Source organism: Curtobacterium sp. 18060, from assembly GCF_902706105.1.
In the GTDB taxonomy this organism is placed as follows: domain Bacteria; phylum Actinomycetota; class Actinomycetes; order Actinomycetales; family Microbacteriaceae; genus Curtobacterium.
Map to the genome: position 1 here is coordinate 16,444 of NZ_CACSJV010000009.1, position 13,091 is coordinate 29,534.

14 protein-coding genes are annotated in these 13,091 nt (G+C 71.0%); 3 read left to right on the forward strand and 11 right to left on the reverse strand.

The features are described from left to right. Positions 1–8 precede the first annotated feature (8 nt). Entirely contained in the window at positions 9–638 is a 630-nt protein-coding gene (locus GVL05_RS06805; protein ID WP_123293018.1) for a TetR/AcrR family transcriptional regulator, read from the forward strand. A gap of 81 nt (positions 639–719) precedes the next feature. On the opposite strand, the gene GVL05_RS06810 is transcribed toward GVL05_RS06805, so the two are convergent. The 8 genes from GVL05_RS06810 to GVL05_RS06845 form a co-directional block, all read right to left on the reverse strand. Next, entirely contained in the window at positions 720–1,730 is a 1,011-nt protein-coding gene (locus GVL05_RS06810; protein ID WP_131877788.1) for a glycine betaine ABC transporter substrate-binding protein, read from the reverse strand. Continuing rightward, the gene (locus GVL05_RS06815) at positions 1,727–2,488 is read right to left on the reverse strand and encodes an ABC transporter permease (RefSeq protein WP_111083579.1); all 762 of its coding nucleotides are present in this window, start codon (positions 2,486–2,488) and stop codon (positions 1,727–1,729) included. The genes GVL05_RS06810 and GVL05_RS06815 overlap by 4 nt, the downstream gene beginning before the upstream one ends. After that, positions 2,485–3,762, reverse strand: a complete 1,278-nt coding sequence (locus GVL05_RS06820) for an ABC transporter ATP-binding protein (RefSeq protein ID WP_111083580.1) — start codon at positions 3,760–3,762, stop codon at positions 2,485–2,487. Before GVL05_RS06820 ends, GVL05_RS06815 begins: the two co-directional genes overlap by 4 nt. Next, entirely contained in the window at positions 3,749–4,396 is a 648-nt protein-coding gene (locus GVL05_RS06825) for an ABC transporter permease (RefSeq protein ID WP_111083581.1), read from the reverse strand. Before GVL05_RS06825 ends, GVL05_RS06820 begins: the two co-directional genes overlap by 14 nt. Before the next feature lie 208 nt (positions 4,397–4,604). Next, positions 4,605–5,309, reverse strand: a complete 705-nt coding sequence (locus GVL05_RS06830) for a DinB family protein (protein ID WP_123293015.1) — start codon at positions 5,307–5,309, stop codon at positions 4,605–4,607. Next, the gene (locus GVL05_RS06835; RefSeq protein ID WP_159572447.1) at positions 5,306–5,917 is read right to left on the reverse strand and encodes a hypothetical protein; all 612 of its coding nucleotides are present in this window, start codon (positions 5,915–5,917) and stop codon (positions 5,306–5,308) included. The genes GVL05_RS06830 and GVL05_RS06835 overlap by 4 nt, the downstream gene beginning before the upstream one ends. Positions 5,918–5,975: 58 nt before the next feature. After that, positions 5,976–6,854: an aminoglycoside phosphotransferase family protein gene (locus tag GVL05_RS06840; RefSeq protein WP_159572449.1), complete on the reverse strand. Its 879-nt coding sequence runs from the start codon at positions 6,852–6,854 to the stop codon at positions 5,976–5,978. A 117-nt stretch (positions 6,855–6,971) separates the two neighbouring features. After that, entirely contained in the window at positions 6,972–7,622 is a 651-nt protein-coding gene (locus GVL05_RS06845) for a ScbR family autoregulator-binding transcription factor (RefSeq protein ID WP_159572451.1), read from the reverse strand. A 74-nt stretch (positions 7,623–7,696) separates the two neighbouring features. Here GVL05_RS06845 and GVL05_RS06850 point away from each other — a divergent pair, with 74 nt between their 5' ends. Then, positions 7,697–8,140: a hypothetical protein gene (locus tag GVL05_RS06850; protein WP_159572453.1), complete on the forward strand. Its 444-nt coding sequence runs from the start codon at positions 7,697–7,699 to the stop codon at positions 8,138–8,140. Between the two features lie 46 nt (positions 8,141–8,186). Here GVL05_RS06850 and GVL05_RS06855 read toward each other — a convergent pair whose 3' ends face one another. Further along, positions 8,187–9,341, reverse strand: a complete 1,155-nt coding sequence (locus tag GVL05_RS06855) for a PP2C family protein-serine/threonine phosphatase (protein ID WP_159572455.1) — start codon at positions 9,339–9,341, stop codon at positions 8,187–8,189. Further along, positions 9,338–10,114, reverse strand: a complete 777-nt coding sequence (locus tag GVL05_RS06860; RefSeq protein WP_235035887.1) for a ThuA domain-containing protein — start codon at positions 10,112–10,114, stop codon at positions 9,338–9,340. Before GVL05_RS06860 ends, GVL05_RS06855 begins: the two co-directional genes overlap by 4 nt. An 89-nt stretch (positions 10,115–10,203) precedes the next feature. Between GVL05_RS06860 and GVL05_RS06865 the strand changes: the two genes are divergently transcribed. Beyond that, positions 10,204–10,656 carry a DUF3817 domain-containing protein gene (locus GVL05_RS06865; RefSeq protein WP_131877800.1) on the forward strand — a complete coding sequence of 151 codons (453 nt, stop codon included), beginning with the start codon at positions 10,204–10,206 and terminating at the stop codon, positions 10,654–10,656. 133 nt (positions 10,657–10,789) lie between these two features. Here the strand turns inward: GVL05_RS06865 and GVL05_RS06870 are convergent, their stop codons facing one another. After that, the gene (locus GVL05_RS06870; protein WP_159572457.1) at positions 10,790–13,000 is read right to left on the reverse strand and encodes an NADP-dependent isocitrate dehydrogenase; all 2,211 of its coding nucleotides are present in this window, start codon (positions 12,998–13,000) and stop codon (positions 10,790–10,792) included. Positions 13,001–13,091 lie beyond the last annotated feature (91 nt).

Sequence of the window (13,091 nt, forward strand, 5' to 3'; positions counted from 1 at the left end):
GTCGGGCCATGCCCGACACCGCGCCCGCCACCGAGATGGGTCTGCGCGACCGCAAGCGCATCGAGACACGCCACCGCATCGCGGAGGCGGCTCGGTCCCTCGCGCTCGAGCAGGACATCGACCACACCACGATCGAACAGATCGCCGCACGCGCCGAGGTGTCACCGCGCACGTTCTTCAACTACTTCGAGAGCAAGGAGGACGCGGTCCTCGGGCACACCGAGCTCGACCTGGACGCCGAGACCCTGGCAGCGCACCTCGAGACCGTCGCGGGGGAGCCGGCTGCGCAGGCCGTGGTCGACCTGGCGTTCCTGGTGTTCGGCTCGTCGTTCGGCGACGAGCACGAGCGGCTCGCCCGGAAGGAGGTCATCGTGCGCTTCCCGCAGCTCATGCGCCGCCAGGTCAGCCGGATGACGACCGTGGCCGAGGCGATGACGGGTGCGGTGCGCACGATCCTCGAGCGCGACCCGGCGTGGGGGCCGGACGCCGCGACCCCGCAGGCCGCCGAGATGCTGCTCGGCATGTGCATGACCGGCCTGCGGAGTTCGGCGCGGCACGAGGGTTCCGACCCGGAAGAGGTCCGCGCCCGCGTCGTCGCGTCGATCCGCGACACGGCTGCGCGCATCGCTGCGGCTTGAGACGCAACCACAGACGGACGGGAGGCCCGGTGCCAGCTGGCACCGGGCCTCCCGTCCGTGACGTGGATGCGTCGAGAGCCGTCACGGCTTCGTGATGAAGCCCTCCTTCACCATCCAGTCGAACGCGACGTCGGCCGGCTCGCGCCCCTCGACGTCGACCTGACGGTTCAGCTCCTGCAGCACCGCATCGGTGAGCTTCGGCGAGATCTGGTCGTAGACGTCGGCGAGCTGCGGGTACTCCTTGAGCGTGGCCGAGTCGAGCACCGGCGCGACGTTGTACGCCGGGAAGAAGCCCTTGTCGTCCTCGAGCACGGTCAGGCCGAGTGACTTGATGCGGCCGTCGGTGGTGAAGACCTCGCCGAAGTTGCACTTGCCGCGGTCGGTGGCGGTGTAGACCGTGCCGGTGTCGAGGATGCTGACGTTGTCGCTGGGGATCCCGTTCTCCCCCGAACCGCCGAGCTCCAAGCCGTACTTCTTGAGCATCGGCTTGAAGCCGTCGGCGCGCGAGTTGAACTCCGACTCCACACAGAAGGTGCGCTCGTCGACGGGCAGCTTCGCGATGTCGGAGAGCGTCTTGATGTCTCCGAGCTCCTTGACCGCTTCATCCCGGACCGCGAACGCGTAGGTGTTGTTCATCGGCGCCGGGTTCAGCCACGTGAGCCCGTTGCCGGCGTCCTCCTTCTTGACCGCTTCCCACTGCTCGGTCTTGTCCGGGATCCCCTCGGCGTGGCCCATGAAGGTCAGCCAGGCGGTGCCGGTGTACTCGTACGTGAAGTCCGCACCGTGCGAGGTCATCAACTCGCGGACGGCGACGCTGCCCGGCACGTTGGTCTCGTCGGTGACGTCGAACCCGGCGGCCTTGGCGGCGAGCACGGCGATCTTGCCGAGCACGAGCTGCTCGGTGAAGTTCTTCGACGTCACGGTGATGTGGGCACCGTCCGGCAGGTCGTCGATGCGCTCGATGGTGCCGGGACCGGCCTCGGGGACGAAGGACGTCGCGGGCTGCAGGCCGCAGCCGGCCAGGACGAGCGCGGTGGCACCGGCGAGTGCGACGGCAGCCCCGCGGCGGAGGCGGCGGGTACGGCGGTTCATCGGAGTCCCTTCGGACGTGCGACGGTCTCGACCACACGGCCGAGCCAGTCGATGGAGAGGGCGAGGAGCGCCACGAGCAGCGCACCGGCGACGAGCACCTTCGGCAGGAACAGCGTCACGCCCGTGGTGATGAGGAGACCGAGGCCGCCTGCACCGACGAAGGTGGCCAGGCTCGCGGTGCCGACGAGCAGCACGAGGGCCGTCCGGATGCCGGACAGCATGACCGGCACCGCGAGGGGCAGCTCGACGCGCATCAGGACGCTGAACGCGCTCATGCCCATGCCACGGCCGGCCTCGACGAGTCGCGAGTCGACGCTCTGCACGCCGATCATGGTGTTCCGGAGGACCGGCAGGATCGCGTAGAGCACGAGCGCGACCACGGCAGACCAGCTGTTCAGGCCGAGCCAGGCGGCGAGCAGCACGATCAGGCCGACGGCGGGAGCCGCCTGCCCGAAGTTCGCGACGGCGAGCACGTACGGACTCGCCCGACGCAGCGGTCCGCGGGTGAGCACGATGCCGAGCGGGATGCCGATCACGAGCACCAGTACCGTCGACTGCAGCGTGAGCACCAGGTGCTGCCCGGTGAGCGCCAGGATGTCCGACGGGTTGAGCGTCGTGCGCTCGGTCGGGGTCAGGTCCGCCGTGGCGAGCCAGATCGCGAACCCGGCGAGCACGACCAGGATCGCGATCGGCTGGAACAGCAGGCCCTTCCAGGACGTGCTGGCGCCGGTGGCGGGTCCGGCGGCGACAGCACTCACAGGTCTTCCCCGGAGGGCGCGATCACGGGCGCGGCCGGCGAGGACGGCAGCGTCTCGATCTGGTTGGTGTTCGTGCCGACCGGCGTGTACGCGCGGTCGTCGGCGGCCGCCGCACGCGACCGGGTGATGGCCTCCATGACGACCTCGACCGTGATGACACCGCGGAACGCCTCGCCACGACCGGTGACCAGTGCGGCCCCGGCGCTCGAGACGAGCATGGTGTCGAGGGCGTCGTTGAGCGTCGAGGCCTCGCCCACGATGGGCAGTTCCGGGTCGACGCCGTCCGGGATCCGGTCCAGGCGCTCGAGCTGCCGGCGCGACGGCCAGCCGATCGGCCGCTGTCGACGGTCGACCACGACGGCGTGCCCGTGACCTCCGGCCTCCTGCATGCGCTGCAGGACGGCCTTCGCCTCTTCGCCGGGGGAGCAGGTCACCGCGGAGACGACCTCGACGTCGCGGACGCGGTTCAGGGTGAGCTGCTTCAGACCGGCACCCGAGCCGATGAAGTTCTCGACGAACTCGTTCGCCGGCTCCGCCAGGATCCGCTCCGGGGTGTCGTACTGCACGATGTGGGCGCCCTCGGTGAAGATGACGATCCAGTCACCGAGCTTCACGGCCTCGTCGAAGTCGTGGCTCACGATGACGATCGTCTTGTGCAGCTCTTCCTGGATGCGAAGGAGCTCGTCCTGCAGCCGCTGCCGGGTGATCGGGTCGACCGCACCGAACGGCTCGTCCATCAGCAGGACGGGCGGGTCCGCGGCGAGCGCCCGGGCCACGCCGACGCGCTGCTGCTGGCCACCGGAGAGTTCGCGGGGGTAGCGGTCGCGGTAGGTGTCGGGGTCGAGCGAGACCAGGTCGAGCAGCTCGTCGACGCGCGCCGCGATCTTCTCCTTCGACCAGCCGAGCATCTTCGGCACGATCGCGATGTTCGCGGCGACGGTCATGTGCGGGAAGAGCCCGCCGGCCTGGATCACGTAGCCCATCCGGCGGCGGAGCTCGTCGGCGTCGATGCCGGTCACGTCGTCGTCACCGACGACGATGCGGCCCTCGGTGGGCTCGATCAGCCGGTTGATCATCTTGAGCGTGGTCGTCTTGCCGCAGCCGGACGGGCCGACGAGCATGACGATCTTGCCGGCGGGGATCTCGAGCGTGATGCCGTCGACGGCCGGCTTCGACTGCCCGGGGTACCGCTTGGTGACCTCGTCGAGCAGGATGCTGCGGCCGGTGACGTCCCCGTCGGGCGCGGTGGTGGTGGCGGAGTCAGTGCTGGACACGGATACCTCTCGAGATGGTCAGGCGGCCGAGGCCGAGGAGGAGCAGGTCGAGGACGAGGGCGAGCAGGACGACGCCGACCACCCCGACGACCACGGAGTACAGGGCGTTCGCGCCGCCGAGGCGCGAGAGTCCGGAGAAGATGAAGCCGCCGAGCCCGGGGCCGAGGGCGTACGCGGCGATGGCTGCGATGCCCATCACCATCTGGGCGGACACGCGGACGCCGCTCAGGATGATCGGCCAGGCCATCGGCAGTTCGACCTGCACGAGGGTCCGGAACCGGCTCATGCCGATGCCGCGCGCGGACTCGACCACGCTCGGCGGGATCTCGGCGAGGCCGACGACCGCGTTGCGCAGGATGGGCAGGGCGGCGAAGAAGACGACCGTCACGACGGACGGCAGCACGCCGAAGCCGAGCGGGACGATGAGCAGGCCGATGACCGCGAAGGACGGCAGGGTGAGGCCGATTGCGGACACCCCGTTCGCGACGGAGGTCAGGCGGGGACTGCGGTAGACGAGTGTGGCGAGCACCACGGCGATGACCGTGGCGAGCACCGTGCACTGGACCACCAGTGAGAAGTGTTGCCACGACGAGAACCAGATCTGGCTCCATCGCTCCACGACGTACTGGAACACAGGTGGGCGCTCCCCTTCCGGTCGGCCGAACTGCCCACGGGTCGGGGCACAAGCTGCGCCAAAGCTACGCAGGGCACGGACCGGTCGCACGTCGACGTGCAGCGGAAGCGATCGTTTCCTGTGCAGACGGCACGATGAGAACCCCTGGTCAGCGGCCAGTTCGACCGTCGAGCCTGAGAGAACGGTAACGATCGTGAGGGGCCGTCGGCTACATGGCCAGACCCCGCAGGCCGGACCGCTCGGCGATGTCGACGAGCTGCTCGCGCCAGAGGACCCACTCTTCCGGGCTCTTGTCGGCCAGGTTGCCGTCCCCGTCACCCGCCAGTCCGTCGAGCATCTCGCGCACGATGTCGGCGTGCCCTGCGTGCCGGGCTGTCTCGTACGCCATGTGCACCAGGATGCGGTGGAGCGTGACCTCGCGGAGCTCCTCCGGCCACCAGGGGACGGTGCCGCGGGCGTCGAGGTCGAGCGCTTCGATGGTGGCGTCGGCGTGCGCTGCACTGCGGTGGTGGAAGGCCACGACGTCGTCCAGGGTCTCGTCGAGCGTCGCGTACATGTCCTCGCCGTCCTCGGACTCGAGCCAGGCGGGCGGGTCCGGAAGCGGCCGACCGAACACCTCGCCGAAGTACCCGGCCTGCACACCGGCGACGTGCTTCACCAGCCCGAGCACGTTCGTGCCGGTCGGGGTCACCGGCCAGCGGGCCTGCCGTTCGGCCAGGCCGTCGAGCTTGCCGAGGAGCGCGGCGCGGTGCTTCTGCAGGTACCGGTGCAGCGTCCGCTTCACCGCAGCGGCCGAGGCCAGGGGATCGGTGTCCGACGACGCGCCCTCGTCCGACAGGGCCGAGTTCCCACTGGACGCGAGGCCGGTGGTCGTCGCGGGGTGGACCTCGGGGACGGCGTCGGTGCTGCTCATGCCCTCGATCGTGCCACCACGACGTCCTGCAGGCGTGCCGATTCCTGCACGGCCACCCGCTCCGCGGTGAGCAGCAGCCCGGCCACCTCGGCCGAGGTGCGCGCAGGGGCGTCGTTCCAGCTCGTGAGGTCACGCACGCGGCCCATCCGGACGTCGGGCGCCGGACACCAGAGCACCGGCGCGCCCTCGTCCACGGCGAGCGCGTGCCAGACCAGGTCGAGGGAGTGCTGGACCCGCGGCGAGTGCACGGCGTGCGGTCCGCCAGCGGCCGAGACGACCGCGCCGACCAGGCAGGCAGCGACGAGCGGTCGCCCCTGCACGTCCATCGCGGCGGCACTCGTGGCCTTCCGCATCCGGCCGTGCTCGTCGAGGTACGCGAACCAGGCGTGCTGGATCCAGCCGCGTTCGACGACGCCACGCGCGTCGGACAGCAGGTGCTCGAGCTCGCCGAGTTCCTGCAGCCGGGCTTCGACCCGTCGGACGCGTGCGGCGGCGCGGCGCTCGGCGAGGCGGTCGAGGAACCCGCGCAGGCCGGTTCGGGCGGATCGGGTGGGGGCGGGAGAGGCGTCGGTGGCGACGTCGTGCTGGACGCGGAACTCGAGGGTCATGAGGGCCCCTCCGATCGGCTGTGCACGGATGGTGCGGTCACGATAGCCCCGCGGGGTCTCAGCCGTCCAGCACCGCGTCGATGCTGCGCCGCGCGACGCTCCGGAAGGCGCGTTCGTCGGACGTCGCGAGCGCGGAGGCGAGCGCGATCGCCCACCCGCGCGCGCGTCCCCAGGTGACGTCCGGAGCGGCGACCAGCGTCCGGAACGCGTGGCGGGCCTCCCGGTCGAGCGTCAGCCAGGCGGTGGCGAGGTCGACGGCGGGGTCCCCCGAGGTCACGTCGCCGAAGTCGACGACCGCCGACAGGCGTTCGTCGCCGTCCGGCGTGCGGTCCACGAGCAGGTTGAACGGGTGCAGGTCGCCGTGCACCCAGACGGGAGGCCCGGTGTGCGTCGGCAGCGCCGCCGCGGTCCGCCAGACCGCTGCCAGCTCCACGGCCCGGGGCACGTCCTGCGTGGCGAGTCGCGTCAGGACGGCGTCGCTGCGCGTCGCCAGCGGCACCGCACGGAACGGGTTCGCCGGAGCATCCGCCGGAGCCGGCACGTGCAGCAGTCGCACGAACTCCGCGAGGGCCTCGGCGACCCGGACACCGGCAGCACGCTCACCGACGGGTGCTCCCGGGAGCCACGGGACGATGCTCCACGACCAGGGGTACCCGACCGCCGGACGGCCCACGCGCACCGGAGCCGGCACCGGGACGACGGGTGCGACGCGGGCGGCGATCTCCGGCAGCCACCGCTGCTCGTGCTCGACCAGGCGTGCCGCGAGCTCCCGACGCGGCAAGCGCACGGCGTACTCGTCGCCGAGCCGCACGATGACGTTGTCCCAGCCGTTCGCGACGACCACGAGCGTCAGGTCCGCCAGGTCGGGGTGCTGGGTACGCAGCAGGGCCCGGACGAGCGGGACGTCGACGTCGACCTCTGCCGGTGGTGTGGGCACCGGCTCAGGCTAGTGGGCCGGTGGACACATGCCCGCGAACGGGGGCGGGTGCGGAAACCGACCGCTGGGTATCCTCGTGAGGACGGTGACGTGGGTGTTTCCCTGGGGGGACCCGCGTCATTCCGGCGCGATGATGGCGACGAGTCGCGGGACCTCTGGCCTGAGGCGTTCGGTGACGAGCGCGGCGAGCAGCACCGTCCAGAGTTCCCGCAGGCGTTCGTACAGGTCGGTGCGGTCGGCGAGCACGTCCGACACCGTCTGCACGCCCGTGTACGCGGGGATGACGACGCGTCCGACCATGTCCGGGTCCCACCGCGGGTCCACCTCGCCGGCGTCGATCGCCTGGCGCACGGTCTGTGCGATGAGCGCCATCCAGTCGGTGTACGGGTCCTGACGGGGGACGTCGTGCGTCGCGACCTCGGTCGACAGACGGATGCCGGCGCTCACGACCACCTCGGTGACCATCTGGGTCGCCAGTCCCTGTGACATCCACATGAGGGCTTCGAGCGGCGTCCGGCTCCGGGCGACCGCGGCCTCGCCGTAGCGCCGCGAGACCTCGTGCTGCTGCGCGATCACGGCACCGGCGAGGTCGGCCTTCGACGCGAAGTGGAAGTACAGCGCGCCCTTGGTCAGCCCGATCCGCTCGGCGACGCCGTCCATCGACGCGCCGAGGTACCCGCGCTCGTCGAACTCGGCGGCCGCGGCCCCGATGATCGCCGCGCGGGTCTCGAGCGCCCGCTGCTGCCGGGAGCGTCCGTCCTGCGCCATCACCTCCCGATCGTAGTCCCGCTCCGGGCCTGCGCACGGCCCGCGTTCGGGCGGGTGCCCTACGGTTGGCCGCCATGGACGGATGGCGGAACCCCGCGCGGTGGGCACGGACCGGACGGTGGCTGCTGCTGCCGATCGCGGTGCTCGACTGGGTGGCCCTCGCGCCGCAGACCATCGTCGTGCTCGCGTTCCTGATCGCCGTCATCGGCCTCGCCGGGATGGCAGCCGCGCTCGTCGTGCACATGCTCGGGCGCTCCCGCGGGGTGATGGCGCTGCTCGGTGTCGTCCTGCTGCTCGGCGGGCTCGTGGTGTTCGGCCTCGACCCGTTCCCCGCATCGTTCCCGCTGATCGACGCGTGGTGGCCCGAGTCGATCACGCAGCCACAAGTCGTCGGCAGTGCCTACTGGCAGCTCGCCGGCCTCGGCATCGAGCTCGCGGGCTTCGGACTGCTGGCCACGCTGCTCGTCGTCGCGCTCACCGGCGCACCGCGATCACGGCAGGACCGCTTCCGCTCCTGACCGCGGCGCACGACTGCGCGGCAGCGGCGTCGTCAGCGGACGGTGTTCAGCGCCGCCCGAGCACGACCAGCGTCACGTCGTGGGCTGCGCCGGCCGGCACCAGGGCGCGGACCCGTTCGACGACCGCGGCACCGGTCGGCTCGGCAGCGACCAGGGCGGCCAGGCCGTCGAGGTGGCCGATCCCCTCGAGCGCCAGGACGCCCTCGGTGCACACCACGAGCCGGTCGCCCGCCGCCAGGTCGAGCGTGGCGGGGGACCGCGGCACGGACTCCGGCTGCAGGCCGAGCGGCAGGTCGAGCGAGTGCAGCGCCCGGCTGGTGCCGTCGGCGCGGACGAGCACCGCGAGGCCGTGGCCGGCGTCCCCGAAGACGACGTGCCCTGACGTCGGGTCGAGCCGCAGGTGGAAGAGCGAGCCGACGGCGTCCGCAGCGGACAGGTCGGCGGTGATCTGGGCCTCTAGGCCGCCGATCGCGTCCTGCATGGCGGTCTCGGTGCGTGCGACGACGGCTCCGCGGACCGCGGAGGCCAACAGGCCGGACGCGCGTCCGGCCGCCGCGACGCTGCCCATGGTGACGTGCAGCGCACCGTCGGTGGCGAGTCGCCAGTCGGCGACGTCCCCGCCGCCGTCCTCGGTGCGGAGCACCAGGGTGTCGAGGTCGTGTCCGGGGACCTCGACGGGTCCGGGGACCAGGCCCTCGAGCACGCGGGTCACCCGATCGCGGTCGATCGCGTGGCCGAGTTCGCGCTCCGCCCACCGTGCGAGGTCACGCAGCAGGTCGAGGTCGGCCGCCGACAGCTCGCGCGGGGTCGCGTCCATGATGCAGAGCGTGCCGACACGGGTGCCGTCGAGCATCGACAACGGGGCTCCGGCGTAGAACCGGATGCCCTGCTCGGTGACCGCTGCCAGGTCGCGGAACCGGGGGTCCAGCAGCGCGTCCGGCACCACCATCGGCTCGTTCGTGAGCACCGTTGTCGAGCAGAAGACCTGCTCCGCCGGGGCGCTCCCGCCCTGCCGCCAGCCCTGCGTCGACTGCGCCGTCACGACGTTGCCGTGCACCAGGTTCAGGAACGTCAGCGGGACCCCGAACGCCTCTTGGGTCATGCGGGTGATGCGGTCGAACCGCTCCTCCGGACCACTGCCGAGGACACCGAGTGCCTCGACGACGGCGGTCCGGTGCGCGGCGGGGTCCAGCTGGGTCATGCGCCCTGTCTACCCGCACCCTCCGTCAGGAACCAGTCCCGCGGGTGCTGGTCGGCCGTCAACTCGCGTCGCTCGGACACCGGAGCGGCCCACGCCGCCGCGTTCGACAGCACGCGCTGGATGTCCGGGTGGTGGTAGACGGGGTACTCCTGGTCGCCGGGGGAGAAGTAGAAGACCTTCCCCAGACCGCGGCGGTAGGCGACCCCGGACCGGAAGACCTCGCCGCCGGCGAAGGTCGACAGGAAGACCTCTTCGTCGGGGCGCGGGATGTCGAAGAACTCGCCGTACATCTCCTGCCGGTCGATCACGATCGGGTGCGGCACCCCGGCGGCGATCGGGTGCTCCGGCGCGATCGTCCAGACGAGTTCGCGCTCGCCGTCGTTGCGCCACTTCAGCGAGCAGGTGGTGCCCATCAGGCGCTTGAACGGCTTCGAGTAGTGCCCGGAGTGCAGCACCACCAGCCCCATGCCGGCGTGCACGGCGTCGACGACCAGGTCGACCACGGCGTCGCTGACCTCGTCGTGGGCGGCGTGGCCCCACCAGAACAGGACGTCGGTCGTGGCCAGGCGCTCGGCGGTGATGCCGTGGTCAGGCTCCTGCAGCGTGGCGGTGCTCACGGTGGCGTCGGGGTGGTGCTCGCGGAGCGCTGCCGCGATCACGGTGTGCATGCCGTCGGGGTAGTGCCCGATGACCGTCGCGTCACCGCGGGTCTCGTGCACGTTCTCGTTCCAGACGACGATGTTCAGGGGACGGTTCTCGGTCGGCACTGACATGGCTCCAACGCTAGCCGCCCCGGGCGTCGAATCGATACGACCACCGGAGTGTCGGGGGTTTCCCGGGACACGTCCGCGACGATGTGGGCATGACTCCCCGCTCCCTGTTCCGTGCCGCCGCGGTCGCCGAACTCGTGACCTGGACCATGCTCATCGCCGGGATGGTGCTCAAGTACGGCCTGGACGCCGGCGACTGGGGCGTCCGGATCGGCGGCGGAGTGCACGGCTTCGTGTTCCTGGCCTACCTCGTCGTGACGACCGTCGTCGCGGTCAACCAGCGCTGGACCCTCGGGGCACTCGTGCTCGGCTGGGCGAGTGCCGTCGTGCCGTACGCCACGGTGCCGTTCGAGGTCGCGGTCGCCCGCCGAGGCATGCTCGAGGGCCCGTGGCGCCGCTCACCCGACGCTCGCTCGGGCTTCTGGGACCGTCTGCTGTTCTTCGTGGTGCGTCGCCCCGCAGTCGCGGTCGTCATCGGGGTCGTGGCGGTCGCTCTGGTCTTCGTGGTGCTGCTGGCGGCGGGCCCGCCCCGCGTGACTTCGTGAGCAGAAATGGTCGGGTTCGTGATGCGGACCCGACCATTTCTGCTCACGATGCGCGGCCCTGGTCGCGACCACGGACGGACGGGAGGCCCGGTGCCAGCTGGCACCGGGCCTCCCGTCCGTCAGGTGCGTGCGTCTAGAGCGCGGCGAGCGTCGCGTTCAACGTGGCGGACGGGCGCATGACCGCGCTCGTCTTGGCGTCGTCCGGGCGGTAGTAGCCGCCGATGTCGGCCGGGTGGCCCTGCACGCCGTTCAGCTCCTCGACGATCTGCTGCTCCTGCGCGTCGAGCTTGCCCGCGATCTCGGCGAACGACGCGGCGAGCTCGGTGTCCGTCGTCTGCGCTGCGAGCTCTTCCGCCCAGTACTTGGCCAGGTAGAAGTGGCTGCCGCGGTTGTCGATCGAGCCGAGCTTGCGGCCCGGGGACTTGTCCTGCTCGAGGAAGGTCCCGGTGGCACGGTCGAGCGTCTCACCGAGGATCTTCGCCCGCTCGTTGCCCGTCACGCCGGCGAGGTGCTCGAGGCTGACCGCCAGGGCCAGGAACTCGCCGAGGCTGTCCCAGCGCAGGTAGTTCTGCTGCACGAGCTGCTGGACGTGCTTCGGGGCGGAGCCGCCGGCACCGGTCTCGAACAGTCCACCGCCACCGAGCAGCGGGACGACGGAGAGCATCTTCGCCGAGGTGCCGAGCTCCATGATCGGGAACAGGTCCGTCAGGTAGTCGCGCAGGACGTTGCCCGTGACGGAGATGGTGTCCTCGCCGCGGCGGATGCGCTCGAGCGAGAAACGCATGGCGTCCTCCGGCGAGAGGATCTCGATCTGCAGGCCCTCGGTGTCGAGCTCGCCCAGGTACTGGCGGACCAGACCGATCAGGTTCGCGTCGTGCGCACGGGTCTCGTCGAGCCAGAACACGGCCGGGGTCTCCGAGGCGCGGGCACGGGTGACGGCGAGCTTGACCCAGTCGCGGATGGCGATGTCCTTGGTCTGGCAGGCGCGCCAGATGTCACCGGGCTCGACGTCGTGCTCGATGACGACGTCACCGGCGGCGTTCGTCACGCGGACGGCGCCGGCGCCGGGGACCTCGAAGGTCTTGTCGTGCGAGCCGTACTCCTCGGCCTTCAGCGCCATGAGCCCGACGTTGGGCACGGAGCCCATCGTCGCCGGGTCGAAGGCACCGTTGACGCGGCAGTCGTCGATCACGGTCTGGTAGATGCCGGCGTAGCTCGAGTCCGGGATCACGGCCAGGGTGTCGTGCTCGTCGCCGTCCGGGCCCCACATGTGGCCGGAGGTGCGGATCATCGCGGGCATCGAGGCGTCCACGATGACGTCGCTCGGGACGTGCAGGTTCGTGATGCCCTTGTCCGAGTCGACCATCGCGAGCTCGGGGCCCGCGGCGATGCCGTCGGTGAAGGCCTGCTTGATCTCCGCGCCGTTCGGCAGGGCGTCGAGCCCCGCGAGGATCGAGCCGAGACCGTCGTTCGGGGTGAGCCCGGCGGCGGCCAGGTCGGCGCCGAACCGCTCGAACACCGTCGGGAAGAACGCCTTGATGACGTGGCCGAAGATGATCGGGTCGGAGACCTTCATCATCGTCGCCTTGAGGTGCACGGAGAACAGGATGTCCTCGGCCGCGGCGCGCTGGATCTGGTCCTGCAGGAAGGCCTCGAGCGCTGCGACGTGCAGCACGGTGCCGTCGACGACCTCGCCCTGCACGACGGGGATCGACTGCTTGAGGACCTGGGTCTCGCCGCCCTCGGCGACGAACGTGATCGTCAGGACGTCGTCGGCGGGGGCGATCCAGGACTTCTCGTTCGAGCGGAAGTCGTCGACGCCCATCGTGACGACGTTCGTCTTCGAGTCGCTGCTCCACGCACCCATGCGGTGCGGGTGCTTCCGGGCGTAGTTCTTGACGGACAAGGGAGCGCGGCGGTCGGAGTTGCCCTCGCGCAGCACGGGGTTGACGGCGCTGCCCTGGACACGGCCGTAGCGGGCGCGGGCGTCGCGCTGCTCGTCCGTCGTGGGCTCGTCCGGGTAGTCGGGCAGGTCGTAGCCCTGCGACTGCAGTTCCTTGATCGCGACCTTGAGCTGCGGGATCGACGCCGAGATGTTCGGCAGCTTGATGATGTTCGCCTCGGGGGTCTTCGCGAGCTCGCCGAGCTCGGCCAGGGCATCGTCCACGCGCTGCTCGTCGGTGAGCCGCTCCGGGAACTGGGCGATGATCCGGCCGGAGAGCGAGATGTCGCGGGTCTCGACGTCGACACCAGCGGTGCCGGCGAAGGCCTGGATGACCGGGAGGAAGGAGTGGGTGGCGAGGAACGGCGCCTCGTCCGTGAGGGTGTAGATGATCTTGGCCATGCTGGCGGGTACTCCCTTGTTCGACCGTCGGTACGTCCACGCTACTCGTGGTGCGGAATGTCTCGACATCAAGATACATGGTCCGGCCTGC

What these genes read in the sequence shown, in the direction of transcription:
- GVL05_RS06845 (WP_159572451.1), bottom strand. Translation starts at nt 7,622, where the DNA reads ATGGCGCAGGACGGACGCTCCCGGCAGCAGCGGGCGCTCGAGACCCGC.
- GVL05_RS06870 (WP_159572457.1), bottom strand. Translation starts at nt 13,000, where the DNA reads ATGGCCAAGATCATCTACACCCTCACGGACGAGGCGCCGTTCCTCGCC.
- GVL05_RS06860 (WP_235035887.1), bottom strand. Translation starts at nt 10,114, where the DNA reads ATGTCAGTGCCGACCGAGAACCGTCCCCTGAACATCGTCGTCTGGAAC.
- GVL05_RS06835 (WP_159572447.1), bottom strand. Translation starts at nt 5,917, where the DNA reads ATGACCCTCGAGTTCCGCGTCCAGCACGACGTCGCCACCGACGCCTCT.
- GVL05_RS06805 (WP_123293018.1), top strand. Translation starts at nt 9, where the DNA reads ATGCCCGACACCGCGCCCGCCACCGAGATGGGTCTGCGCGACCGCAAG.
- GVL05_RS06865 (WP_131877800.1), top strand. Translation starts at nt 10,204, where the DNA reads ATGACTCCCCGCTCCCTGTTCCGTGCCGCCGCGGTCGCCGAACTCGTG.
- GVL05_RS06830 (WP_123293015.1), bottom strand. Translation starts at nt 5,309, where the DNA reads ATGAGCAGCACCGACGCCGTCCCCGAGGTCCACCCCGCGACGACCACC.
- GVL05_RS06850 (WP_159572453.1), top strand. Translation starts at nt 7,697, where the DNA reads ATGGACGGATGGCGGAACCCCGCGCGGTGGGCACGGACCGGACGGTGG.
- GVL05_RS06855 (WP_159572455.1), bottom strand. Translation starts at nt 9,341, where the DNA reads ATGACCCAGCTGGACCCCGCCGCGCACCGGACCGCCGTCGTCGAGGCA.
- GVL05_RS06810 (WP_131877788.1), bottom strand. Translation starts at nt 1,730, where the DNA reads ATGAACCGCCGTACCCGCCGCCTCCGCCGCGGGGCTGCCGTCGCACTC.